Source organism: Acinetobacter sp. 40AMC3-4 (assembly GCF_049898185.1).
Lineage (GTDB): Bacteria > Pseudomonadota > Gammaproteobacteria > Pseudomonadales > Moraxellaceae > Acinetobacter.
The window spans coordinates 1-25303 of sequence record NZ_JAFCXG010000010.1 but is presented as its reverse complement, the minus strand read 5'-3'; the positions used below and the strand labels follow the sequence as shown (position 1 = coordinate 25303).

28 protein-coding genes are annotated in these 25303 nt (G+C 44.9%); 19 read left to right on the top strand and 9 right to left on the bottom strand.

Annotated elements, in window-relative coordinates:
* Positions 1-12: 12 nt before the first annotated feature.
* The 3 genes from ACP7BU_RS11845 to ACP7BU_RS11835 are packed head-to-tail and all read left to right on the top strand — an operon-like array spanning position 13 to position 3857.
* Complete coding sequence (locus ACP7BU_RS11845) at positions 13-951, top strand: ABC transporter permease (RefSeq protein WP_004279216.1); 939 nt, start codon at positions 13-15, stop codon at positions 949-951.
* A gap of 7 nt (positions 952-958) precedes the next feature.
* On the top strand, positions 959-2110 hold the full coding sequence (locus ACP7BU_RS11840; RefSeq protein WP_425879997.1) for an ABC transporter permease: 1152 nt from the start codon (positions 959-961) through the stop codon (positions 2108-2110).
* Positions 2111-2120: 10 nt separating this feature from the next.
* Positions 2121-3857, top strand: a complete 1737-nt coding sequence (locus tag ACP7BU_RS11835; RefSeq protein ID WP_325755010.1) for an ABC transporter ATP-binding protein — start codon at positions 2121-2123, stop codon at positions 3855-3857.
* Positions 3858-3913: 56 nt separating this feature from the next.
* Here the strand turns inward: ACP7BU_RS11835 and rluB are convergent, their stop codons facing one another.
* From rluB to ACP7BU_RS11820, 3 genes are read right to left on the bottom strand one after another with little or no spacing between them, the layout of a single operon-like run.
* The gene (gene rluB / locus ACP7BU_RS11830; RefSeq protein ID WP_005107723.1) at positions 3914-4966 is read right to left on the bottom strand and encodes a 23S rRNA pseudouridine(2605) synthase RluB; all 1053 of its coding nucleotides are present in this window, start codon (positions 4964-4966) and stop codon (positions 3914-3916) included.
* Between the two features lie 41 nt (positions 4967-5007).
* Positions 5008-5598: an SMC-Scp complex subunit ScpB gene (scpB, locus tag ACP7BU_RS11825; protein ID WP_005104832.1), complete on the bottom strand. Its 591-nt coding sequence runs from the start codon at positions 5596-5598 to the stop codon at positions 5008-5010.
* Positions 5595-6389 carry a segregation and condensation protein A gene (locus ACP7BU_RS11820; RefSeq protein WP_004279221.1) on the bottom strand — a complete coding sequence of 265 codons (795 nt, stop codon included), beginning with the start codon at positions 6387-6389 and terminating at the stop codon, positions 5595-5597. The genes scpB and ACP7BU_RS11820 overlap by 4 nt, the downstream gene beginning before the upstream one ends.
* Positions 6390-6895: 506 nt before the next feature.
* Here ACP7BU_RS11820 and ACP7BU_RS11815 point away from each other — a divergent pair.
* Positions 6896-7375, top strand: a complete 480-nt coding sequence (locus ACP7BU_RS11815; RefSeq protein WP_253113772.1) for a hypothetical protein — start codon at positions 6896-6898, stop codon at positions 7373-7375.
* Between the two features lie 81 nt (positions 7376-7456).
* Here ACP7BU_RS11815 and ACP7BU_RS11810 read toward each other — a convergent pair whose 3' ends face one another.
* The 3 genes from ACP7BU_RS11810 to ACP7BU_RS11800 form a co-directional block, all read right to left on the bottom strand.
* Positions 7457-7741 (bottom strand): hypothetical protein, encoded by a 285-nt coding sequence (locus tag ACP7BU_RS11810; protein WP_004279223.1) that lies wholly within the window; start codon positions 7739-7741, stop codon positions 7457-7459.
* Positions 7742-7786: 45 nt separating this feature from the next.
* A complete protein-coding gene (locus ACP7BU_RS11805; protein WP_004730625.1) occupies positions 7787-8404 on the bottom strand; it encodes an L-threonylcarbamoyladenylate synthase in 618 nt (205 codons plus the stop codon).
* An 87-nt stretch (positions 8405-8491) separates the two neighbouring features.
* Positions 8492-9154: an elongation factor P hydroxylase gene (locus tag ACP7BU_RS11800; RefSeq protein ID WP_168387083.1), complete on the bottom strand. Its 663-nt coding sequence runs from the start codon at positions 9152-9154 to the stop codon at positions 8492-8494.
* A 97-nt stretch (positions 9155-9251) separates the two neighbouring features.
* Here ACP7BU_RS11800 and ACP7BU_RS11795 point away from each other — a divergent pair, with 97 nt between their 5' ends.
* The 6 genes from ACP7BU_RS11795 (at position 9252) to lysM (ending at position 13010) form a co-directional block, all read left to right on the top strand.
* On the top strand, positions 9252-9809 hold the full coding sequence (locus ACP7BU_RS11795) for a YceD family protein (protein WP_004279226.1): 558 nt from the start codon (positions 9252-9254) through the stop codon (positions 9807-9809).
* 77 nt (positions 9810-9886) lie between these two features.
* Entirely contained in the window at positions 9887-10069 is a 183-nt protein-coding gene (gene rpmF, locus ACP7BU_RS11790; RefSeq protein ID WP_004279227.1) for a 50S ribosomal protein L32, read from the top strand.
* 223 nt (positions 10070-10292) lie between these two features.
* Positions 10293-11279 carry an ACP S-malonyltransferase gene (fabD, locus tag ACP7BU_RS11785; protein WP_425879998.1) on the top strand — a complete coding sequence of 329 codons (987 nt, stop codon included), beginning with the start codon at positions 10293-10295 and terminating at the stop codon, positions 11277-11279.
* The gene (gene fabG, locus ACP7BU_RS11780) at positions 11276-12010 is read left to right on the top strand and encodes a 3-oxoacyl-ACP reductase FabG (RefSeq protein ID WP_425879999.1); all 735 of its coding nucleotides are present in this window, start codon (positions 11276-11278) and stop codon (positions 12008-12010) included. Before fabD ends, fabG begins: the two co-directional genes overlap by 4 nt.
* A gap of 83 nt (positions 12011-12093) precedes the next feature.
* Complete coding sequence (gene acpP / locus ACP7BU_RS11775; RefSeq protein ID WP_004646101.1) at positions 12094-12330, top strand: acyl carrier protein; 237 nt, start codon at positions 12094-12096, stop codon at positions 12328-12330.
* 185 nt (positions 12331-12515) lie between these two features.
* On the top strand, positions 12516-13010 hold the full coding sequence (gene lysM, locus ACP7BU_RS11770) for a peptidoglycan-binding protein LysM (protein ID WP_425880000.1): 495 nt from the start codon (positions 12516-12518) through the stop codon (positions 13008-13010).
* Positions 13011-13097: 87 nt separating this feature from the next.
* Here lysM and ACP7BU_RS11765 read toward each other — a convergent pair whose 3' ends face one another.
* The gene (locus ACP7BU_RS11765; protein ID WP_004279232.1) at positions 13098-13565 is read right to left on the bottom strand and encodes an Lrp/AsnC ligand binding domain-containing protein; all 468 of its coding nucleotides are present in this window, start codon (positions 13563-13565) and stop codon (positions 13098-13100) included.
* Between the two features lie 140 nt (positions 13566-13705).
* On the opposite strand from ACP7BU_RS11765, the gene ACP7BU_RS11760 reads away from it, so the two are divergent.
* The 4 genes from ACP7BU_RS11760 (at position 13706) to ACP7BU_RS11745 (ending at position 18123) form a co-directional block, all read left to right on the top strand.
* Complete coding sequence (locus ACP7BU_RS11760) at positions 13706-14965, top strand: D-amino acid dehydrogenase (RefSeq protein WP_164542813.1); 1260 nt, start codon at positions 13706-13708, stop codon at positions 14963-14965.
* 34 nt (positions 14966-14999) lie between these two features.
* On the top strand, positions 15000-16112 hold the full coding sequence (alr, locus tag ACP7BU_RS11755) for an alanine racemase (protein ID WP_425880001.1): 1113 nt from the start codon (positions 15000-15002) through the stop codon (positions 16110-16112).
* Positions 16113-16160: 48 nt separating this feature from the next.
* On the top strand, positions 16161-16526 hold the full coding sequence (locus ACP7BU_RS11750; RefSeq protein ID WP_262457562.1) for a RidA family protein: 366 nt from the start codon (positions 16161-16163) through the stop codon (positions 16524-16526).
* A gap of 169 nt (positions 16527-16695) precedes the next feature.
* Positions 16696-18123 (top strand): amino acid permease, encoded by a 1428-nt coding sequence (locus ACP7BU_RS11745; protein ID WP_425880002.1) that lies wholly within the window; start codon positions 16696-16698, stop codon positions 18121-18123.
* A 59-nt stretch (positions 18124-18182) separates the two neighbouring features.
* On the opposite strand, the gene ACP7BU_RS11740 is transcribed toward ACP7BU_RS11745, so the two are convergent.
* A complete protein-coding gene (locus ACP7BU_RS11740) occupies positions 18183-18635 on the bottom strand; it encodes a CopD family protein (RefSeq protein WP_004730607.1) in 453 nt (150 codons plus the stop codon).
* Between the two features lie 23 nt (positions 18636-18658).
* Positions 18659-19888 (bottom strand): beta-ketoacyl synthase N-terminal-like domain-containing protein, encoded by a 1230-nt coding sequence (locus ACP7BU_RS11735; RefSeq protein ID WP_005247122.1) that lies wholly within the window; start codon positions 19886-19888, stop codon positions 18659-18661.
* A gap of 273 nt (positions 19889-20161) precedes the next feature.
* Between ACP7BU_RS11735 and ACP7BU_RS11730 the strand changes: the two genes are divergently transcribed.
* The 5 genes from ACP7BU_RS11730 to ACP7BU_RS11710 all read left to right on the top strand — a co-directional run.
* Complete coding sequence (locus ACP7BU_RS11730) at positions 20162-21646, top strand: EcsC family protein (RefSeq protein WP_425880003.1); 1485 nt, start codon at positions 20162-20164, stop codon at positions 21644-21646.
* 156 nt (positions 21647-21802) lie between these two features.
* On the top strand, positions 21803-22177 hold the full coding sequence (gene rpsL / locus ACP7BU_RS11725; RefSeq protein WP_002050319.1) for a 30S ribosomal protein S12: 375 nt from the start codon (positions 21803-21805) through the stop codon (positions 22175-22177).
* A gap of 180 nt (positions 22178-22357) precedes the next feature.
* On the top strand, positions 22358-22828 hold the full coding sequence (gene rpsG, locus ACP7BU_RS11720; RefSeq protein WP_004279240.1) for a 30S ribosomal protein S7: 471 nt from the start codon (positions 22358-22360) through the stop codon (positions 22826-22828).
* A gap of 128 nt (positions 22829-22956) precedes the next feature.
* The gene (gene fusA, locus ACP7BU_RS11715; RefSeq protein ID WP_004646111.1) at positions 22957-25092 is read left to right on the top strand and encodes an elongation factor G; all 2136 of its coding nucleotides are present in this window, start codon (positions 22957-22959) and stop codon (positions 25090-25092) included.
* A gap of 93 nt (positions 25093-25185) precedes the next feature.
* Positions 25186-25303, top strand: a 118-nt coding sequence (locus ACP7BU_RS11710) for a GTP-binding protein (protein WP_425879972.1), incomplete at its 3' end; no start/stop codon positions are given.

The window sequence follows — 25303 nt, the reverse complement described above, 5'->3', positions numbered from 1 at the left end:
GGAAGGCAAGCGATGCTGGCATATATTATTCGACGGCTTTGGCAAATGATCCCGACCATGCTCGGGGTGATTTTGCTGATATTCCTGCTGTTTAACTGGGTAGGTGGAGACCCTGCCTATATTCTGGCCGGTAAAATGGCCAATGCGGAACAGATTGAAAACATCCGTCAGCAACTGGGTGTGGATCAACCGTATTACGTACAACTGTGGATCTTTATCAAGCAGATTTTAACCTTTGATTATGGGGTGAGCTGGAGTACCGGGGAATCGGTGGCACAGATTATCACCACCCGTTTGGGGCCCTCACTGACCATTCTGATTCCACTGACCATTCTGCAAACTATTATTTCTATCATTCTGGCTTTGGGTGTGGCTTCGGTTCGTGGTTCTTTGACTGATCGCATGATCATGATGCTGTGTACGATCGGTATGTCGATCAGTATTCTGGTATACATCATCGTGTTCCAGTATTTCCTGGCCTATGAACTGAGCTGGTTCCCGGTACAGGGCTGGAGCGATAATTTCGCTGATAATCTTTTCAAATATGCCTTGTTACCTGTGCTGATTATGTTGGTGGTCAGTATTGCACCAACACTACGCCTGTATCGTAGTTTTGTACTGGATGAAGTCAATCAGGACTATGTACGTACTGCGCGTGCCAAAGGCCTGGGTGAAAACCGTATCATGGGCGTGCATGTCCTGCGCAATGCCTCGATTCCGATTATTACCGATGTCATGGCAGGACTTCCGGCACTGCTGATTGGTGCTTTCCTGATCGAACGTTTTTTTGGTATTCCGGGAATTGGCCGTGAAGTCATTATTGCGGTAGAACGTTCTGATTTTCCTGTGATCAAAGCCATTACGGTCTATGTCGCTGCTGCGACCATGATATTCAACCTGATTGCCGATCTGATCTATAAATGGGTCGATCCGCGTGTACAGTTGAAGTAGGTGAATTATGCTGAGTGCGATATTTAAAAAAGAACAAGCGGCTGAAGCAGCACCTGAGTCGGCTTCAACAGGATTATGGCAACTGGCCATGCGCCGTTTGAAACGTGACCGGATTGCCATGTTTTCCCTGTATGTGGTGCTGTTTTATCTGCTGCTGCTGGTACTATCAATGAGCGGCCTGATTGCCAAAGACTGGAATAAAGAAGTGGCAGTCAGCTATGCACCGCCGAGTTTTATCAGTGCAGCGCCAGTTCCGGCTGCATCTGATACAGAGCAGAGCGCAGAATCTGTGCCTCTACCGGTCAATCCAGTGGATCCCTTAAAAGATGTCATTGCTGAATTGAATGCTGAAATTGCTGCTGAGCAGGGTGCTAGTGCAGGCATCGATTATTATGGAGTGGTCGATCCGCTGGCAGAAGACATGAAGGCCATTAATCAGGAACTCGGTGGCCAGCTGATGGATGAAAGTGGGGAACTCAAGCAAAGTCTGGTCTTCGGCGCCGATAAATGGGGACAGGATGTTTTACAGAAAACCATCAAGGGAGCTGAAACCTCGATTCTGGTTGGACTGATTGCAGCCTTTGTCGCTGTACTGACTGGGACTGCACTGGGTGCAATAGCAGGTTACTTTGGTGGTTGGGTCGATGATGTCCTAAACTGGTTCTATAATATCTTTACCTCGATTCCCTATCTGTTACTGGTTTTGGCGATTGCCGCAGTGTTACAGCAGAAAGGTATTTTATCAATCATCCTGATTTTAGGTCTGACTGGCTGGACCGGGGTCTTCCGTTTGGTTCGTGCCGAATACATGAAACATACAGCACGTGAATATGTGCTGGCTGCCAAGGCGATTGGCGTGAGTAATATGCGTCGTATGTTTGTCCATATTTTTCCCAATGTCAGCCATATTGCCCTGGTGCAGATGTCTATTCTGGTGGTGGCATTTATCAAGTCTGAAGTCATTTTGAGCTTCCTTGGTTTCGGTGTGCCTATCGGGGTAGTGTCATGGGGCAGTATGCTAAATGAAGCGCAAAGCGAGCTGATTTTGGGTAAATGGTGGCAACTGGCGGCAGCCTCAATCGCCATGGCGGTATTGGTGACTGCATTCTCGATGTTTACCGATGCACTCCGTGATGCATTAGATCCAAAACTGAAATAGGAGCGCAACGATGTCTGAAATCAATCCAAGCACAGCACCTGCGCTACTTCGCGTAGAAAATCTGCGAGTCAGTTTTAAAGGTGAAAATAAAGAATATATTGAAACCGTAAAAGGAGTTTCTTTCGAGATTCCGGCCAATACCACGGTTGCACTGGTAGGCGAATCGGGGAGTGGCAAGTCGGTCACTTCCCTGGCCACTATGGGCCTGCTTCCGGCAGAAAGCGCACGTATTTCAGAAGATAGCCAGATTATCTTTGAAGGGAAAAACCTGCTCAAGCTTAAAACCCGTGAAATGCGCCAGATGTGTGGCAAAGACATTGCCATGATTTTTCAGGAGCCGATGTCTTCGCTAAATCCGGTATTTACGGTAGGCATGCAGATTGCAGAAATCCTGCAACTACATTTGGGCATGAATAAAAAACAGGCGCGGCAACGTACCCTGGAACTGCTCAAAGAAGTGGGGATCCCTGCGCCAGAAACTAAAATTGATGCCTATCCGGGGCAGCTTTCCGGTGGACAGCAACAACGGGTCATGATTGCCATGGCCATTGCTTGTGAACCTAAACTATTGATTGCAGATGAACCGACCACGGCCCTGGATGTGACTATTCAAAAGCAGATTCTGGACTTGCTGGAATCGCTACGTCAGCGTCGCCAGATGTCGATGCTGTTTATTACCCATGATCTGGCATTGGTTGGTGAAATTGCCGATCAGGTGATTGTAATGCGCCATGGGGAAATCCGTGAACAGGGTCCGGTTCGGGAGGTGCTGGACCGGCCTCAGGACATGTATACCAAAGCCTTGTTACATTGCCGTCCACAATTGTCGCAACGTCCGTTACGTTTGCCGATGATTAGTGATTTTATGAAACAGGATGGTTCAACCTGGCTGGAAGATATCCGTCTGAATACTCAGCTTCCGCAACGTTCACGTGGGCTAAAGGGTGGAGAGGAAATTATTCTGGATGTACGGGATCTAAAGAAATCTTTTTATAGTCGTAAAGGACTGTTTGGCAAAGATGAATTTCAGGCAGTAAAAGGGGTTTCTTTCCAGCTGGCCAAAGGCAAGACCTTGGGGCTGGTCGGGGAATCCGGTTCGGGTAAAACCACCATTGGCTTGTTGCTGATGCGTCTGCAACAGGCTACGGGTGGCAAGGCACTGTTTCAGGGTCGGGACATTCTGGACATGTCGGAACAGGAGTTTACCCAGTATCAACGTAAAATCCAGATCATTTTCCAGAATCCCTATGCTTCGCTGAATCCACGTTTTACTGTTGGACAAATCCTGATGGAACCGATGCAGATTCACAAGATTGGTCAGGATGATGCTGAACGCAAACAAATGGCCTTGGACCTGCTGGAGCGGGTCAGCTTGCCTGCACAGGCTTTTTATCGTTACCCGCATGAGTTTTCCGGTGGTCAGCGCCAGCGGATTGCAATTGCACGTTGCCTGACCTTAAAACCCGAGATTTTAATCTGTGATGAATCGGTTTCGGCGCTGGATGTATCAGTACAGGCGCAGGTGCTGAATTTACTACAAGATTTACAGGATGAATTTGGACTGAGCTATATCTTTATTTCGCATGATTTGTCGGTAGTAAAATATATTTCTGATCAGATCATGGTGATGAATCATGGGGAGCTGGTGGAAATTGCCAATTCGGATGAGCTGTATCAATCCCCACAGCATGAATATACCAAGCGTTTACTCGGTGCCATTCCGCAAGGGATTCCACAAAGTGCCTGATACATAAGGCATAAAAAAAGTCAGGCAATGTGCCTGACTTTTTTTATTTATCTTAATTAAAACTTTTTAAAGCCTTTGTTGACACCGTATGGACGACGCGGCGCATTTTCATCACGCTCTTCGCGGCGACCAAAACCTTGATCAGGACGGTTTTCACGACGCACAAACTGAGTGCCATTCTGGTTTTCAGCTCTGTCACGACGACCATAAGCATTGTCATCACGACGCTCACGGCCAGTGTTGTTTTGTGGTTGCTCATCGCTGTCACGACGTTGCTGACGCAAGAAACCGCCACGGCGTGCAGCCATCGGTTTGTCTTGCATACGCTCGTTACGGCGTTTCGCCATACCAAATAAGCCTGTACCTTGACGTGGCTTCAATTCCACAGCTTTGGTCAGGTTGTCGATATCGTTTTTATCCAGCTCAATCCAGCGACCAGTACGCAGTTCACGTGGCAAAATCACAGTACCATAACGGGTACGCAGTAGACGGCTGACTTTCAGACCTTGTGATTCAAAGATACGACGTACTTCACGGTTACGACCTTCTTTCACCACGACCTGGAACCAACGGTTGATCCCGTCACCGCCCAATTCAGAGAAAGATTCGAATTTTGCCGGACCATCGTCAAGCACTACGCCTTTGAGCATGTTGTTGCGAATTTGTGGTGTAACTTCACCCATGACACGAACTGCATATTCACGTTCGATTTCATTCGATGGGTGCATCAAGCGATTCGCAAGCTCACCATCATTTGTGAACAATAGCAGACCGGTCGAGTTAATATCCAGACGACCCACCATCACCCAGCGATCGCCCGGAATAGCAGGCAACTGTTCAAACACGGTCGGACGGTTTTCAGGATCGCTACGTGAGCAGATCTCGCCTTCAGGCTTGTAGTAGATAATGACACGACGACGGATTTCGTCTTCAATCTGGAAGGCAACTTTACGACCATCGATGCGAAGCTCATCACCTGGTTCGATTCTTTCACCCACTTGGGCAATTTGCCCGTTGACACTTACACGACCCGCGGCAATGACTTCTTCCATATAACGGCGAGAACCCAAACCAACGCGTGCAAGCACCTTTTGCAACTTTTCACTCATGACAGCATAACCTTAGAAATAATTATCAACAGTTCACCTATTTATGACTTCGGTGCATTCGCATCGAGGGCCATAAAAGCTTCCTTGGCATCCTGCAGGGGAGGCAATTGGCCCAAACTATTCAGGCCAAACGCATTTAAAAATTGTGGCGTTGTCATTAACAACGCAGGTCTTCCAGGGAGTTCACGAAATCCGGACTCTTTAATCCAGTTCCAGTCAAACAGCGTACGCAGGTTTTGACTGTTATTCGTAACACCACGAATCTGTTCAATATCCGCTCGAGTCACTGGCTGGTGATAAGCAATCACTGCAAGCGTCTCCAGTAATGAAGGCGATAAGCGAGCCGGTCGCTCAGGCCAGGTCTGTGCAATAATATTACGATATTTTGCACGCACTTGAAAACGATAACCTTGTGCTGTTTCAATCAGTTCGATCGAACGGCCATGCATCAGCATGGAAAGTTGTTGTAAATACTGACGTAATTCCTGCTTGCTATAGCGATCCTGAAAAGCTTCTTTCAGACGAGCCAATGAAACCGCGGAGTCGCTGGCAAAAATAATGGCTTCAAGCTGCATCAATACTTCATGCAGATTATCTTCTGCAGATAACAGCGTATTTTGATCGAGTGTCATTGACTAGCTCCTTGAATTGCGAGCGGGGCTTCAATACCTGTAGCAATAATCTGAATTTTTTGTTGTCGGGTCAGTTCCAGCACCGCCATAAAGGTTACCACCATACCCATACGGCCTTGGCTCGGTTTTAACAAGTCCTTAAAGCTGAGTATTGCGCCAGTTTCAATACAACTTTCAATATAGGCAATACGTTCTTCCAGCAGTACCGGTTCCTGTTGCACCTGATGAATCACGGGTTCAGGACGATTAAATATACAAAGCAAGGCATCACGCAATAAATCGCTTGAATAGCCTTCATTCGGCTGCTGGATTTCGCCCAAACTGACGTTGGTGGTGAAAGTGTCACGTTCCAGAATCGGCATCTGGCCCAGACGTTCTGCTGCCTGTTTAATTCTTAAATAATTTTCTAAACGGTCAATCAGTTCTTGTTTTGGATCCTGTTCAATCGCAGTCAGGCTTTTCGGTTTCGGCAAAAGCAAACGTGATTTCAGATCTGCCAGTAAGGCCGCCATCACCATATAGTCGGCCGTCAGCTCGATGTTCAGGGATTTCATCGCGTCCATATAAGACAAATACTGCGCTGCAATCGGCGCGATATCGACCTGTAACAGATCAAAACCGTTTTTTTGAATCAGGTAAATTAAAAAGTCGAGTGGGCCTTCAAAATGTTCTAATAAGATTTCAAATGCCGCTGGAGGAATGTACAGATCCTCTGGAATTGTATCCTGCCATTCATCCAGAACCCGAATGTGCGGAGCAGATTCCATAGTGTTATGGATAATTTGAGTCATTACAATTATAGGCCACGCGAATTTTCAAAGGCATGCAAAGGCTTGATTTTCGGTATCTGATCGAAAGAAAAGCACAGGATTAAGCGTTGTCATTGTACTGGAAAAGTAACTTTAAATAAATTAAATAAGCTGTCAAAGCCATAAAAACTTAAAAAAATAATGGAATTTATCAGCTCTTTCAAAATAGCACCGAGAAAAATGGCAGAATTGGGCAGCAAATGCCACGGTGATTTTTACGTTAAATTGGCTCTCATAATTAAGCGTATCTAGTAGATGATGCCAGTTGATTCACTTCAAAAAAACTCGATCAATACAATGACTCTCATTAAAAGAGAAAATAAGCTAGCTGGCAGGTATTGAATGATTTTTAAACGGATTTCCCATTAAAAAACATAAAATTAATAAGTATTAATAAAATATTTCCCCGTAATTTTTGGTCAAAAATCCCGCTATACTCTCGAAAAATAGTCAAGAATCACAAAAATCAATAAAAAGGTGAAGAAAGCATGCCACTTATTCTGGTTGTTATTGGGATGATCGCATTCGGGGGATTTTGGGCTTATCCCAAATATCAGATTATGCAGCTTGAAGATGAAGCACGCACAGGGCTGAAATCAGGCGGATTTTCAGCTTTTGCGGAACAGGCCCGACCTGTCATGCAGGCCATGAAAATGGATTTTAGTGTGCTGGATCAATATCCCAATATCCGTTTTTACATGCGGCATATGGCCTATGAGGGCGACCAGCTGGATGAGCGGATTAAACTGGATATGCAAGCCATGTCTTGTGAGTCAATCAATTCCTTTAAAGTCATGGAACCCAAGGCGCGTACAGCGATGCTCAATGTATTGGAAGAAGATCAGATTATTTTTCATGTGTATCTGAAAAATAAACTGGGTGAAGAGCTCATGCATCATGAACAGAAGCTATCGCAATGTCCAAATTTCATTGCGGTTCGTCATTATGAACGTGCTTCGGATTCTTAAACTGTCTTTGCCAGCCACTGCATACCTGTCGAATTGAAAAGAATAAAACTGCAACCTCTCACCCTATGCTTTTTTAGATTTTCATGGTGAGGAATGATTGTATTCCTTGGTCGCAAATTCAATGATACGTTGGCAAGTCTCTGCCAGGCATACATTTTGGTTTGAATAGATCTGCAACAACTGTCTCGCTACAGCCAACGTCAGGAAAAATTGGTACTCAGTATGATCAATATTTACAGTGGGATGGGAAGGAAAATGTGCTTCGACCATGACTGCCTTGGATTGCAGTGTCCAAGGCAGTTCTGCATAGATTAAATCCTGTGCAGAAAATTCATGCTGATTTAGCAGGAGATAAAATAAATCCATTCATTTTGACTCCGCGAATGTTTGTAGGAATTTCTCAAGCGTCGTTTATTCAAAGGCGCTGACATCTCCCATACCACGACGAATCACTTCTGGATGATCACCAGATAAATCTACAATAGAGGTCGTGCTCAACGTGCCTAAACCACTATCTACAAAAACATCAATGCGTTTGCCCAGCTGCATTTCAATATCATAAGGATCATCGAGTGGGTCAGTCTGTCCCGGTAAAATCAGGGTAGAAGTCAATAACGGCTCACCGAGTTCTTTCAGTAACAGCTGACATACCGGATTATTCGGAATGCGTAGACCAATAGTTTTCTTCTTGGGATGCATCAACCGACGTGGCACTTCACTGGTCGCAGGTAAAATAAAGGTCGTGATGGCCGGTGTATTATTTTTCAGCAAACGGTACATGGCATTGTCCACTTTGGCATAAGTGGCAATATCGGATAAATCACAGCACAGAATCGCATATTGATGCTTTGGGCCCAAACCACGAATTTGCGCAATCCGCTCCATGGCACTCTTGTTCCCAATCTGGCAACCAATCGCATAGGCCGCATCAGTGGGATAGACCACCACATCACCCGCACGGATACGTTCCACTGCCTGACTGATTAAGCGGGGTTGCGGATTGTCTGGGTGTACGCGTAAATGCAGCATAGAGACTACTCCAAGCTTGGGCTGATGGCTTATTATGTGGCGCTCAGGCAAGATCTGGCAATCATAAAAAAGGTAGATTTGTGTAATTTAATCAAGCATTTCACGTATAAATTCATCAGATTGTAAACTTTTGCCACCTCTGATGCAGATACAGATACATTGGATAAAGCGTGCTGCATCACGTGGAAGTTTGGCTGTACCATTAAAATAAGCCTGTACTTGAGCGTAGACATTATCTTTAAAGCTGGCACCATCACCGCCGTCGCCAGCCAGGTTATCCAAAGAAACCCGGAATTTACGGCCAAAAGCCTGGGCAAACATCCATTCAATCGCCTGTGGCTTGATTTCGACCTGTTCAAATAAAGCCTGCTGTTCGCGGGTGCGGCCATCCGGTGCATACCAGTAACCCAGATCAGGCAACAGACGGCGTTTGTCTCCGGCAATGGTCCAGTGACTGATTTCATGCAAGGCACTATTAAAGAAACCATGCGCAAACTGGATCAGGGCAGGACGGTCTGCGCTGGCAGGGAAATATTCTGGTTCAAATTCGCCGCGCACTAAAGTGACATTTAAATGGGAAAACCAGTGATTAAAGTGTAAGATGAGCCAATCCACTTGCTGCGCTTCTGACGATAAATTCGCCCATGGCGAGAGTTGCACTTGTTGTGTTGAACTGTCAGAATCAAGGCTTGGAATTGTGCTAACGAGTGATGAAACATTCACTTCTGTTTGCGGCTGCAACAGATGCATGACTTGAGTTACCCAAATGGTCTGTCGAAATAAGTACAAAATTGTATCTTAATCTTTGACAGAGTACTGATGAATTTGTAGAATTGCCGCCTTAATTATGTCAGCAAATACCTTTCCGGCACAGATTGAGCCGTTTAAATGGGCTGAACAGGGCTTTAAATGGTCAGGTCAACTGCCTTTATCCCGCTTTGTTCGTATCGCTCGTGAAGCTGTTGGATCAATTGATGATCAATTGATTAACATAGACTGTAAGCTATCAATGGATGCCTATCATCGTATTGCATGGCTAGATGGTCACGTTGAAACAAAAGTTCCTATGGAATGCCAGCGTTGTCTGGAAACTGTAGAAATTGAACTGGTTTCATCGTTCCATTTAGCACTTGTGGATGATGAGTCACTGATAGAGCGCTTGGATGAGGATGCTGATTTCATCGTCCTAGGTGAAAGTGAAGCAACGACCAAAGGTGATTATGATGCACCGGCGACCGCTGATTTGCTCGCGCTGATAGAAGATGAACTGTTATTGTTGATGCCGTTGTCGCCTAAACATGAGTTTTGTGAACATAAGCATCAACCTGCCGTAGAAGAAGTGGCTGAAGAAAAACGGGACAACCCGTTTGAAGTTTTGGCTGCTTTGAAGGGTAAACTTAACTAATTTTTGTGTTATACTCTTGTGTATAAGACAATCGAATTTGTTCTGATCCATTTTTTCGATCTTTGTAAGGAGCCATCATGGCCGTTCAGCAAAACCGTAAAAGTCGCTCTCGCCGTGACATGCGCCGTTCACATGACGCTTTAACCGAGAATGCATTAACTGTAGACCAAGCTACTGGCGAGACTCACCGTCGTCACCACGTATCTAAAGATGGTATCTACCGTGGTCGTCAATTATTCGCTAAAGCATCTGCTGAATAATTGGTGATGTATTAAGCGTCAAGCTTAGTAGAAAAAATGGGAGCATTTAGCTCCCTTTTTTTTGTCTTTGATTTTTAGGTGTATCGGTTTTTTGTTGTATTTGGCAATTACCGCCAGCAAAATTACATGCTAAATTGCGCTCCACAATGATTTAGGTGGTCTTATTGGTCAGTCTTCTTGTTAGGATTGAAGAAGCACACCTCTTGAATGAAAGGATTTTATTATGTCTGCTACACCACTCGAACAAGCAGTGCCAGCAACAAAAACTGCATTTGTGTTTCCGGGTCAGGGTTCACAAAAAGCTGGTATGCTGGCTGAGCTTGCAGAACAGTTTGCAAGTATTCGCGAGACATTTGCAGAAGCATCTGAAGCCGTCGGTTTTGATCTGTGGCAGATTGCGCAAACTGGCGAAGGTCTGGATCAAACTGAATTTACCCAGCCGGTATTGCTGACTGCAAGTATTGCCTTATGGCGCGTGTGGTTAGAATCTGGCGGTGTAGCACCGAAATATCTGGCAGGCCATTCACTGGGTGAATACAGCGCACTGGTTGCATCAGGTGCTTTAAGCCTGGGTGATGCTGCGAAGCTAGTGAACTTGCGTGGCAAACTCATGCAGACTGCTGTACCTCAGGGTGTGGGTGCGATGGCTGCCATTTTGGGTCTGGACGATGCCAAAGTGATTGAGCTGTGTGCACAAGCAACTGCAGCAGGCGAAGGTTCTGTCGAAGCGGCGAACTACAATGCGCAAGGGCAGGTTGTCGTTGCAGGCAATAAAGATCGCGTTGAAGCAGTGATGGCATTGGCCAAAGAAAACGGCGGAAAAGCGATTGCATTGCCAGTATCGGTTCCATCGCATTGTTCATTAATGAAACCTGCCGCTGAACAGTTTGCTCCGGCATTGGAACAAACCGCCATTGAGCTGCCACGCATTCCTGTATTACAAAATGTAGGCGCGCAAGCAGCAACCAATGTAGATGAATTGCGTCAGGCGTTGACCGCGCAACTTTATGAGTCGGTACAATGGACTAAAACCTTACAATTCCTTCAAGATGAAGGTGTTGAGTACATCGTAGAATGTGGTCCGGGTAATGTATTGACCAACTTGGCGAAACGCTTGCCGAATATTCAAAAAGCACTTCCACTGGACAGTCAATCCCGTCTGGAAGATGCATTAAACACCGTATTGGCGGCAGAAGGGAAAAGTGCATGACACAGGAACGTAAAGTTGCTCTGGTAACAGGTGCAAGTCGTGGTATTGGTGCTGCGATCGCACAACAGTTGATTCAAGACGGTTATTTTGTCATAGGTACTGCAACGTCTGAAGCAGGTGCGGAAAAATTATCTGCACAGTTTGCTGAAAATGGCGCTGGAAAAGTACTAGATGTACGTGATGGTGCTGCGATTGATGCGCTGGTAACGGACATTGAACAGAACTATGGTCCAGTCCTTGCGTTGGTCAATAATGCTGGTATTACCAAAGACAATTTGCTGCTGCGTATGTCTGAAGATGACTGGGATGATATTTTAAATATTCACCTGAAAGCAGTTTACCGTTTGTCTAAGCGCGTACTCAAAGGCATGACCAAGGCGCGTTTCGGTCGCATCATCAACATCAGTTCTGTGGTGGCACACTTTGCCAACCCGGGTCAGGCCAACTATTCTGCTGCCAAAGCAGGTATTGAAGCATTTAGCCGTAGCCTTGCCAAAGAAATGGGTAGCCGTCAGATTACCGTAAACTCGGTAGCACCAGGTTTTATTGCGACTGAAATGACTGAGCAGCTAAGCGAAGAAATTCGTAAAAAGATGACTGAGCAGGTGGCATTAAACCGTTTAGGTGATCCGCAGGATATCGCAAATGCCGTAAGTTTCTTGGCTTCAGATAAAGCCAGTTACATTACTGGTACAGTTATGCATGTAAATGGGGGCTTATACATGAGCTAAGCTCAAGTATAAACTTTCCAAATTTTTTAGATTCAATTAAACTAACGGCATTAAAAACGCCACAAGCAATGAGGAGAATTCCTGTGAGCGATATCGAACAACGTGTTAAGCAAGCAGTTGCAGAACAACTTGGTATCAAAATCGAAGAGATTAAAAACGAAGCGTCTTTCATGGATGACTTAGGTGCAGATTCTCTAGATCTAGTTGAACTTGTTATGTCTTTCGAAAATGATTTCGACATCACGATTCCTGATGAAGATTCTAACGAAATCACAACTGTTCAATCTGCAATTGACTACGTTTCTAAGAAACTAGGTTAATCGCCGATTTCAGCTTTGCTGAACATAAAGACCACCCTTGAGGTGGTTTTTTTGTGTTTGCTTTTCACATGAATAGAGGTTTTACAATCCATTACCTTTCTGTCACCAATGACTAACTATCTCTATAGAGTTTTCATTATAAAAATAAGAGTGATGTGACATTAACAACAAGAATGGAGTCCGCTATGGGTCTTTTTGATTTTGTAAAAGGTATCGGTAAGAAGAATACAGCTGCTGCGGAACCACAGGCTGCCCCTACAACGACAACGCCGGCTGCAGCACAACCTGCAGAGCCTTCTGCTCAGGAAGTGGCAAATAAATTACTCGGCCATGTGAAAAGTCTGGGCCTTCCGATCACTGGCTTATCCATTAGTTATAATTCCGCTTCTGATCTGGCGACGATCAGAGGTCAGGTACAAAGTCAGGCCGATCGTGAAAAGATTGTTCTGGCCGTGGGTAATATTGATCATGTCGCCAAAGTGGATGATCAGCTTACGGTGAGCAGTCCTGAACCGGAAAGTAAATTTTACACGGTGAAATCAGGTGACAGTCTGTCGAAAATCTCAAAAGAATTTTATGGTGATGCCAATCAGTATAATAAGATTTTTGAAGCCAACCGTCCGTTGCTCAAAGATGCAGATGATATTTTCCCGGGACAGGTGCTCCGCATTCCTGCTTAAGATTTAATAATTCCAATCAATGTTCGATCTCAAAGCCCCGTTTGGGGCTTTGTTGTTTTTGTCCGTAGCTTTAAAAAGCCATCATTACTAAATACCTAGGTCCAGATATAAACTTTCTTTGACTTCTTCCATCACTACATAACTGTGGGATGAAGCAGAAGCGGGCAGTTTTTTTAGTAAATCTCCCAACAGGCGGCGATAGGCACTCATTTCCTTTAAACGCGCTTTGACCAGATAATCAAAATCACCGGAAATTAAATGGCATTCCAGGACTTCCGGAATCTCAGTCAAATTGCGTGCCACCTGATCAAAGACATCACCTGATTTGGCTGAGAGTTTGATTTCCAGAAATACCAGCAAACTACGTTCTAGCATTTCCGGATTTAGACGGGCGTAATAACCCATGATGATGCCTTCGCGTTCCAGCCGTTTTACCCGTTCTGAACAGGGTGTGGTTGATAGATTGACGCGTGCTGCAAGTTCGCTAATGGCAATCCGGCCATCGCGTTGCAGGATGTCTAGAATCATGCGGTCAATGCGGTCTAATTTGCGCATCAATATTTCCCTCTTTTTTTTAATTCTGCCCGAAAAAATATTTATTCCACTGAATATACAGTCTGAATATAGTGAATTTAACTATTAAAGCAAAAATATACTAGTGAAATAAACTGAAAAGATGTTTGAGGGTTAAGGTAATGCGCGTATTGGTTTTAGGTAGTGGTGTGATTGGTGTGGCAAGCGCTTACTATCTGGCGCAGCAGGGAGCAACCGTGACTGTGTTGGATCGTCAGGCAGGTCCGGCGCAAGAAACCAGCTTCGGTAATGCCGGGCAGATTTCTCCAGGATATTCGACCCCTTGGGCTGCACCAGGTATTCCGTTTAAGGCAGTCAAATGGATGTTTCAGCATCATGCACCGTTGGCGATTAATGTCGATGGCAGCTTGTGGCAATTGCAGTGGATGGCACAAATGCTGAAAAACTGTAATGCCCAGCATTATGCAGTCAATAAAGAACGGATGGTGCGTGTGGCTGAATACAGCCGTGACTGTTTACGTAATTTGCGCCGTGATATTGGCATCTCTTATGAAAACCGCGCGAAAGGTACTTTGCAGATTTTCCGTAAAGATGCGCAGCTGGATGCAGTTCAGCGCGATATCGAAGTTCTGAAGGAAACTGGAGTTGAGTTTGAACTGCTGGATCGCGATGGACTGGCGCGTGTAGAACCGGCATTGGCACAGGCAAAAGACAAACTGGTGGGTGGTCTTCATTTACCCAATGATGAAACAGGTGACTGCTATCTGTTTACCAATGCCCTGGCAGAACATGCCAAAGGGATGGGTGTAGAGTTTAAGTTCAATCAAAACGTTGAAAAGCTGATTGTAGAAGGTGACCAGATCAAAGGTGTTCTGGTGAATGGTCAGGTGCTCACGGCAGATAAATATGTGCTGGCCTTTGGTAGTTATTCACGTGATTTCCTTAAACCGCTTGAACTGAATTTGCCGGTATATCCAGTAAAAGGTTATTCATTAACCATTCCTATTCTAGATCCAGCCTTCGCTCCGCAATCTACCGTGCTGGATGAAACCTATAAAATTGCAATCACCCGTTTCGACCAGCGCATCCGCGTCGGTGGTATGGCAGAACTGAGTGGTTTTAACCTGGGTCTGAATGAAGATCGTCGCGGCACGCTGGAAATGGTGACCCGTGATTTATTCCCAGGGGGTGACATGAATCAGGCCAGCTTCTGGACAGGCCTGCGTCCAATGACCCCGGACAGTACGCCAATTATTGGAAAAACCCGTTTTAAAAATCTGTTCCTGAATACCGGACATGGCACGCTGGGCTGGACCATGGCTTGTGGTTCAGGAAAATTAATCAGCGATCTGGTCTTGGCCCGTGATCCTGAAATCAGCACCGAAGGTCTGTCATTGGCGCGCTATCACCAAGCGGCTTAAGGCCATCTGAGGCGGAATATTCAAGGAGGAATGTATGCCACGTCCCATTACTGCGATCATTCATCAACAGGCGCTTGGGCATAATTTAAGTGTGGCGCGCCAATATATGCCCAATAGTCAGGTATTTGCCGTGGTCAAGGCCAATGCCTATGGGCACGGGATTGAACGTGTCTATGCTGGACTTGAAGGTGCAGACGGTTTTGCCTTTCTGGATATTGAAGAGGGCGCGCGGCTACGTGCGCTGGGATGCAAGAAGCCGCTAATGTTGCTCGAAGGTATTTTCGCTTTTGAGGATTTATTTGCATGTGTGAAGCATGAAATGAGCTTTGCCATTCATTCCCGACATCAAGTGCAATGGCTGAAACAGTTTGCCGAAATAGCGCCGGATGCACAGTTTGATGTGTATTTGAAAATGAACAGCGGCATGAACCGTCTGGGTTTCGAGCCGCAGCAATATGCAGAGATCTGGCAGGAACTGCATCAGCTGAATAATGTGCGTTCAACCACGCATATGACCCATTTCTCCGATGCGGATGGTCAGCGTTTTGGGCAGGACGGAATTCAGCATCAAAACCTGATTTTTAGCCAGGCCATTCAGGGACTTGAGGGTAAAACCTCACTCAGCAATAGTGCAGCCATTCTGCGGCATCATCAAACCCTTCATTCCGATATTGTACGTAGCGGCATCATGCTGTATGGCAGTTCACCAGATTATCCAACACACACGATTCAAGACTGGAATCTGCAACCGAGCATGAGCTTACGCAGTGAAATTATCGCCATTCAAATGATCCAGACAGGTGAGAGCATTGGCTATGGTTCCAAATTTATCGCCACGCAGAATATGCGGATCGGCATTGTGGCCTGTGGCTATGCGGATGGTTATCAACGACTATCGGCGACCGGTACACCTGTGCTGGTCGATTCAATCAAAACACAGACATTAGGTCGGGTCAGTATGGATATGCTGGCGGTAGATCTGACTGCGCTGCCGCAGGCGAATGTGGGGAGTGAAGTGGTACTTTGGGGACGATCTTCCCAAGGTGTGACTTTGCCGATTGATGAGGTGGCGGCCAGTTCAGGCACGATTGGCTATGAGCTGATGTGTGCGGTGACCGCCCGGGTTCATTTCCAGATTGACGCTTAAATTTTTAATTTAAATTTTATTTAAATATCCCAAATAAGGAAGATTAGCATGACACAGGACAATACAGCCATTCAGCGACTCAACAGCAATCAAATCATGAGTGCGGTGACGATTCATCATCAAACTGTGTATCTATCAGGTCAGGTGCCGAATAGCACAGATCTGGATGTACGAGGCCAAACACAGGAAGTCTTTGCAAAAATTGAGGAATTGCTCGCACTGGCAAATACTGATAAAAGCCGGCTGATTTCTGCACAATTATTTGTCAAGCATCTGGATGATTTTCAAACCGTGAATCAGCTTTGGGTAGAATGGTTACAAGGTCATGGCACGCCGGCACGTGCCACGATTCAGGCAGATTTGGTCAATCCGGACTGGCTGATTGAAATTGCAGTTATTGCAGCTCAAGCTTAATTGAATTTTTGATATTGAAATCTCCCATGCAATGATTTAAGTCGTTTTAGTGCAGTAAATCTCACTGAATAGCGCAGTAAAAAGTATGAAAATGTCATAATAAGCGTTCGAGGACTGAACGTTGTAAATTCAGCTTGATGCTGTTGTAAAGATTAAAAAGGATGTAAAAATGAAAACCACCCCGGACACAGAAGACGTAAAATCGTCGCCGCATGAGTTACAACGAAAACTCTCTAACCGACATTTGCAGTTAATCGCCATTGGTGGCTGTATCGGTACCGGCTTGTTTATGGGATCGGGAAAAACCATCTCCCTGGCAGGCCCTTCAATTTTGATCATTTATATGATCATTGGTGGCATGTTCTTCTTCCTGATGCGTGCGTTGGGTGAAATGCTGCTGTCTAATCTGCATTACAAATCTTTTATTGATATGGCCCATGACCTGATCGGGCCGGGTGCTGGTTATTATATTGGCTGGTCGTACTGGCTGGGTTGGGTGCTGGTAGGGATTGCCGATCTCGCGGCGATTATTAACTATTTGAGTTTCTGGCTGCCTGAAGGCATGGCCTTTACCCCGATGGGGCAGGCCATGATTAGTGTGGGTTGTGTGCTGTTTATTCTCGCGATTAACTTGGTCACGGTAAAACTGTTTGGTGAGATTGAATTCTGGTTCGCACTAATCAAGATTTTAGCCATTCTTGGTTTGATCTTTGTCGGTGGTTATATGGTGTTTAGCGGTTTTCAGGCACCGAGTGGCGCCGTCGCCAGCTTTAGTAATGTCTGGGCGCATGGTGGCTTATTTCCCAAAGGCTTTACTGGTTTTCTGGCAGGCTTCCAGATTGCCATGTTTGCCTTTGTCGGGGTGGAACTGCTCGGTACGATGGCGGCAGAAACCAAAGATCCGGAAAAGAATTTACCCAAAGCGGTCAACGCCATTCCTACGCGGATCATTCTGTTCTATGTATTGTCATTGCTGATGATCATGTCAGTTACACCATGGCATTTGATTCCTGCGGATCAAAGTCCATTTGTGAGTTTGTTCCTGTATGCCGGTATTCCAACTTCAGCCATTATCATGAACCTGGTGGTATTGTCGTCAGTGATGTCCTCTATGAACAGTGGGGTATTCTCGACCAGTCGTATGTTGTTTGGTTTGGCACGTGATGGACAGGCGCCTCAAGCTTTAGCGCGGTTATCTAGTCGGGCAGTACCAGCCACAGGGTTATTTTTCTCCTGTGCTTTTATTATGTTGGGGGCAGCATTTCAGTATTTTGTACCAAACACCATGGAAGCTTTTACTCTGGCAAGTTCGCTGTGTGTGATCCTGTTTATTAGTATCTGGAGCATCATCATGGTGTGCTATATCCGTTACCGTAAGCAGCAACCGCAAAAGCATGCCGCCTCGAACTTTAAAATGCCGGGTGGGGTATGGATGTCTTATGTGGTATTGGCATTCCTGTTATTCGCCTTGATTATTTTAAGCCTGGAACCTGACACTCTAAAAGCTCTGATGATCAGTCCTTTATGGTTGATTATTCTGGCGGTGACCTATCGACTGCTGTATAAGCCACGTATGCGTCAGCGTGGTAATCATTAAATATTCAGACATAAAAAATCCCCGACTGATCGGGGATTTTTTTTGATTGCGTGGGTGAATTAGAAAGTAGGTTTAACCACGACTAAAATCACCACTGCAAATAAGATCAAGGTTGGCATCTCATTAAAATAACGCCAAAACTTGTGTGACTTGTAGTGTGCATTACCAATCAGCTTCTTGCGGTAATAACCACACACCAGATGGTAAATCACCAATAAGCCGACCAGGCCGACTTTAAGGTAAAACCATAAGGCTTCATGGTAATGACGCGTTGCATCACCCCAATCCACCAGAAAGTGTGCCGTAATCAAGGTGGCCAACATGGCTGGCCACATGATGCCACGGTACAACTTGCGTTCCATGACTTCAAAGCGTTGATGACTGATGGCATCTTCGCTCATGGCATGATAAACATATAAACGTGGCAAGTAGAACAAAGCCGCGAACCAGCAAACTACTGCAATAATATGTAATGCTTTTACCCACAAGAAAGCATCAGAAGGAGCATCCATCAAGTCACCCTAAACTGGGCAGCTTAGCCTTCCCATTTTTTGAAAATGAGACAAGCATTTACGCCGCCGAAACCGAAACTGTTACTCATCACAGTATTCAATTTTGCGTCACGTTTTTCAAGCACGATATCAAACGGTTTCGCGCCTTCATCCAGCTCGGTCACGTTGATGTTTGGCGCAATAAAGTCATTCTGCATCATCAGAACTGAATAAATCGCTTCCTGAACACCAGCAGCACCCAGACTGTGACCCGTCATTGATTTGGTTGAGCTGAGTGGAGGAACCTGACCTTCACCAAAAGCACGTTCCATTGCTTTAAGTTCTGTGATGTCACCCGCTGGAGTAGAAGTACCATGCGTATTTACATAGTCAATTTTATCGACACCGTGTTGTTTTGCTTCTTCTAAAGCCATTAGTACGCAACGCGTTGCACCTTCACCAGATGGTGCAACCATGTCGGCACCATCACTGTTTGCAGCATAGCCAACCACTTCAGCTAAGATATTTGCGCCACGCGCTTTCGCATGTTCCAAAGACTCAAGGATCACAAAACCACCACCACCGGCAATCACGAAACCGTCACGGTCTGCAGAATAAGGGCGTGATGCTGTTTCAGGGCTGTCATTGTATTTAGAGCAAAGTGCGCCCATCGCATCAAACAACAAGCTTTGTGACCAGTGATCTTCTTCACCGCCACCCGCCAGCATTAAATCTTGTTTGCCGAGTTGAATCAGGTTGTAGGCATAACCAATCGCATCCGCAGAGGTTGCACATGCACTAGTAATGGTATGTGCCACGCCTTGTAATTTGAATGCAACGCCAACGTTAGCCGTAATGGTGTTGGTCATATTACGTGGTACAAAGAAAGGGCCGACTTTACGCGCACCTTTGGTTTGCAATAATTCGTTCATTTCAATAACGGAAGCAGTTGAACCGCCACCTGAACCACCCGCGATACCATAACGTGGGTTGCCAGCTAAGTCTTCAACCTTTAAACCTGCATGTTCAACCGCAGCAAGAGCTGAGTTATATGCATACATCGCACATACACCCATAAAGCGTTTCAGTTTGCGGTCGATCCCATCGAAATCCTGCTCGGCTGCAGCACTGACATGACTTTTGAAATTGAGTTCAGCATAAGTCGGATTAAAACGTGTTCCTGAAATCCCGTTTTGTAAAGAATGGTTTACATCCTCTAATGTATTACCAATACATGAGTTAATACCCATGCCAGTGATGACAACACGTTTCATCTACAGATCCTTATAGTTTGCTCTATGCTCAGCGGCAGATATCTGGGTTTTAAAATCGCCCAATCCAGCGCTTAGCCTTATTTCATGATGGGGAACATGATAGCAGAAAGACTTTTGAAATCTTATGGCAAATGTTATGCCGTGTGACAGTCGGTTGAGTTTGTGAGTCGGCATGTAGGGGTTTTACTAAATGAAACAGAATAAAGTTGAGATAAACGCTGACTACACCTAGTATTTATACCAAATACAAGCACATGAATGCTGAGGTAAAAAATGGTAAATGCTAATAATAAACAATCTAATGGTCTGATTTCGAATGCCTTTGGAGTGGCGAAAAAGTTCAGTTCAACCGGATTGGATTTGTTGAATCATGTTGCGCCGGATTCGGTGACTAAAGCGCTGAAGCCTTCTAACTCCGATCAGGTGATTGACGGTTCGGCGAAGACGAAAAGCGCTTTTTCAGCTAAAAAATATGATAATCCTCAGCAAATGCTTCGCGAGCATCTTCCAAATGTCTCTCGTCAACTTCTCGGGCGCCGCTTTAATACCGTGAATAATGTCGCGCATTTTGTTTCTCCAGACTTAACCGAAAAAGTGTCTAACTACTTTTATGAGCGTCTGAATCAATTTAGTAATCAAACCAGTTCGGTTGATGCCATTCTGAATGAAGCTGGAGCGAAAGATTTAGAAGAATTGACTCAGGACGTCGACCGATCCAAGCGAATTTCACAGGCTTTAGGTGAACAAAACAAATGGATTGCGACGGTTCAGGGTGCAGTGAGTGGTGCTTCAGGGATGCTTGGCACCGCGATTGATATTCCCGCTTCTTTACTGATGGCGTTGCGTACCATTTATCAAGTCGGTCGCTCTTATGGTTTTGACCTGAGCAAAGAAGATGATCAGGAAATCGTCCAGCATATCTTTAGACAGATCGACCTGAGCCTGATTGCAGAAAAGCAAACCTTGTTATTGGGTTTAAAAGCGTTAAGTAATACCCTTAAAACTCATGATATCTCCCAGCTACAAGCCATGCTAGGTTCTGATAATGATGTCAGCGCTATCAAACAATGGCTAAGTCGTCATGAGGGAGAGGCTAAATGGGAATGGATGAATCATCTGCCAAAAATTTCGATTCTGGAGCGATTAACCAAACTAACGCCTCTGGCAAGTGCAGGTATTGGTGCAGTATATAGCCACCGTTTTGTCGAGGATGTAAATCAGAAAGCTCAAGAAGCATTCTCACATGCACGCCAATACCTGATTCAGCATCAGGATTCGCAATTGTCTCCTTATGCTGCCTATGAAAAAGCAGTCAGTTTGTTACAACAGGCAACTCCGAAACTCCTAAATGGTGCCTCTCACGACGTTGAGCCTGCGAAAGATAAGCCGATCATGGATAAAGATATTGCGATTGAGGGCAATAACACGATTACCCAAGTCAAGCTGGTCAAAAAAGAGCAGAATGATCTAAGCTCTGAAGAAGCAGAAGTGAAGAAAGATGAAAAGGTGAGTGAAGGGCTGGAAGCGCTTAACGATGAGTTGGTTGAACCTGCGGTAGATAAGCAGTCGCAACAACCCGCTTTAACCAAAACTTCATTTGATCCGGAAATCGAAGCTGAACTGCATCCAGAAGCTGCTGACGAGGCAGAAGCTGCTACAGAGACTTCACAGCAGGGCGTAGACGATCAAGAAAATTCGAAAACTGAATCTGAAGCTCAAGATGTGACTAAAAAAGTCAGTAAAAATTCAAAAAAATAAGCGAATTTTGAAGGTAAATAAAAGCAGGCAAATGTCGTGAGAAACGGTATTTGCTTGGCTTGAGTAGGTTGACCAATTTTGCATCTTGAATTACAATTGCATGCCCTCAAAAAGTAGTAGTTTTTTGGGGCTTTTTATTAACGGGAGAATTGCCAAATGGCAACAACAAATCAGTTGATCCGCAAGGGTCGTACGACTTTAGTTGAAAAATCTAAAGTTCCTGCGTTGAAGGCTTGTCCACAGCGCCGTGGTGTTTGTACACGTGTTTACACAACTACACCTAAAAAACCTAACTCAGCAATGCGTAAAGTTTGCCGTGTTCGCTTAACTTCAGGTTTCGAAGTTTCTAGCTACATCGGTGGTGAAGGCCATAACCTACAAGAGCACAGTGTTGTTCTTATCCGTGGTGGTCGTGTTAAAGACTTACCAGGTGTACGTTACCATACCGTTCGTGGTTCTTTAGACTGTGCTGGTGTTAAAGATCGTAACCAGTCTCGTTCTAAATACGGTACTAAACGTCCTAAGAAATAATTCGTTAAGAATTAAATTTTAAGAACGTAGAACCGCAATCCTTTATCGTCTCGCTTGTCTGATTTCTGCATTAATTTTGTGAAAATTCCAAGCGACGTATAGTAAGGCCAGCGAGTAGTACATGACACTTTGTACTCATGCTGGATAAACCTGAAGTGTCATCTTTATAGGTAGTTTAAAATGCCAAGACGTCGCGTAGTCGCTGCTCGTGAAATCCTTCCGGATCCTAAGTTCAGCAGCCAAACAATCGCTAAATTCATGAACCACGTAATGCAAGATGGTAAAAAATCTATTGCTGAAAGTATCGTTTACGGTGCTTTAGACCGCGTTCAAGAAAAATCTAAAGTAGACCCAGTTGAATTTTTCGAGACTACTCTTGAAAAAGTTCGTCCTATGGTCGAAGTAAAAGCACGCCGTGTTGGTGGTGCTACATACCAAGTTCCTATGGAAGTACGCCCATCCCGTCGTACTGCTCTAGCGATGCGTTGGTTAGTAGATGCTGCTGCTAAGCGTTCTGAAAAAACTATGGCTTTACGTCTTGCTGGCGAGTTGCTTGATGCATCTGAAGGCAAAGGCGCTGCGGTTAAGAAACGTGAAGATGTGCACCGTATGGCTGAAGCCAACAAAGCATTCTCTCACTACCGTTTCTAAGCAGATAAAACAGGCCCTATTCAGGAGGGTGATAAGACCGTCATGGTTTTGTCACCAAAGCGCTTTAAGTTGCTATGCAGCTTAAAGCGTCCTGTTTTAAACAACAAAATTTAGGAATGCTAGAAATCATGGCACGTCAAACCCCAATTTCTCGTTATCGTAACATTGGTATTTCCGCGCACATTGATGCGGGTAAAACCACAACTACAGAACGTATTCTGTTCTACACAGGTGTATCTCACAAAATTGGTGAAGTACACGATGGTGCAGCAACAATGGACTGGATGGAGCAAGAGCAAGAACGTGGTATTACCATTACTTCTGCTGCTACGACTACATTCTGGTCAGGTATGTCTAAACAGTTCCCTGAACACCGTATCAACGTAATTGATACACCGGGACACGTTGACTTCACAATTGAAGTTGAACGTTCTATGCGTGTTCTTGATGGTGCGTGTATGGTTTACTGTGCTGTAGGTGGTGTACAACCTCAGTCTGAAACTGTATGGCGTCAAGCGAACAAATACCAAGTGCCTCGTTTAGCATTCGTGAACAAGATGGACCGTACTGGTGCCAACTTCTTCCGTGTTGTTGAACAAATGAAAACACGTTTAGGTGCATCTCCAGTACCTGTAGTAATCCCTGTTGGCGCTGAAGAAAACTTCCAAGGCGTAATCGACTTGATCGAAATGAAAGCGATCATTTGGGACGAAGCTTCACAAGGTATGAAGTTTGAATACGGTGAAATCCCGGCTGAACTTCAAGAAACTGCTGAAGAATGGCGTACAAACATGGTTGAAGCTGCTGCTGAAGCTTCTGAAGAGTTAATGGATGAATACCTGAACAATGGCGATTTGACTAAAGAACAAATCGTTGCTGGTCTACGTGTCCAAACTTTGGCTTGTCAAATTCAACCAATGCTTTGTGGTACAGCATTCAAAAACAAAGGTGTTCAACGTATGTTGGACGCAGTAATTGAATTCTTACCGTCGCCTACAGAAGTTAAAGCGATTGAAGGTGTTCTTGACGATAAGGCTGAAACTAAAGCGATTCGTGAAGCATCTGACGAAGCTCCGTTCTCTGCACTTGCGTTCAAAATCATGAACGACAAATTCGTAGGTAACTTAACTTTCGTACGTGTTTACTCTGGTGTTCTTAAACAAGGTGATTCTGTTTATAACCCAGTTAAATCTAAACGTGAACGTATCGGCCGTATCGTGCAAATGCACGCGAACGATCGTCAAGACGTTGAAGAAATTCGTGCGGGTGATATCGCTGCGTGTGTAGGTCTTAAAGACGTAACTACAGGTGATACACTTTGTGATGAGAAAAATGTCATCACACTTGAGCGTATGGAATTCCCAGAGCCAGTAATTGCATTGGCTGTTGAACCAAAAACTAAAGCTGACCAAGAAAAAATGTCAATTGCTTTAGGTCGTTTGGCTAAGGAAGATCCATCATTCCGCGTTCGTACTGATGAAGAGTCAGGTCAAACAATCATCGCTGGTATGGGTGAACTTCACCTTGACATTATTGTTGACCGTATGAAGCGTGAATTCGGTGTTGAAGCAAACATTGGTAAACCAATGGTTTCTTACCGTGAAACGATCAAAAAGTCAGTTGAGCAAGAAGGTAAATTCGTTCGTCAAACTGGTGGTAAAGGTAAATTTGGTCACGTATACGTACGTTTAGAGCCAATGGATGCTGATGCTGGTAAAGACTACGAGTTCGTTGAAGAAGTTGTTGGTGGTGTAGTTCCTAAAGAATTCTTCGGTGCTGTGGATAAAGGTATCCAAGAGCGTATGAAGAATGGTGTCCTTGCTGGTTACCCAGTAGTTGGCATTAAAGCTACATTGTTTGACGGTTCTTACCACGATGTCGATTCGGACGAATTATCGTTCAAGATGGCTGGTTCTTATGCCTTCCGTGACGGTTTCATGAAAGCAGATCCTGTTCTTCTTGAACCTATCATGAAAGTTGAAGTAGAAACTCCAGAAGACTACATGGGCGATATCATGGGTGACTTAAACCGTCGTCGTGGTATGGTTCAAGGTATGGATGACTTGCCTGGTGGTACTAAAGCAATTAAAGCTGAGGTTCCACTTGCTGAGATGTTTGGTTACGCGACTCAAATGCGTTCTATGTCTCAAGGCCGTGCAACATACTCTATGGAATTTGCTAAATATGCTGAAACTCCACGTAACGTGGCTGAAGGCATCATTTCTAAATTCCAGTCTGGCGGTAAAAAAGGTGACGACGAGTAATCTTTCGATTACTATAAGCCCAAACTAATTCATAGTTAAAAACCAAGTGCTCATGCAGTGATCCTGCATGAGTAGTTTAAAAAGGAAGATCTCATGGCTAAGGCTAAGTTTGAACGTAATAAGCCACACGTTAACGTGGGCACAATTGGTCACGTTGACCATGGTAAAACAACTTTAACAGCTGCAATTGCAACTGTATGTGCGAAGAAAT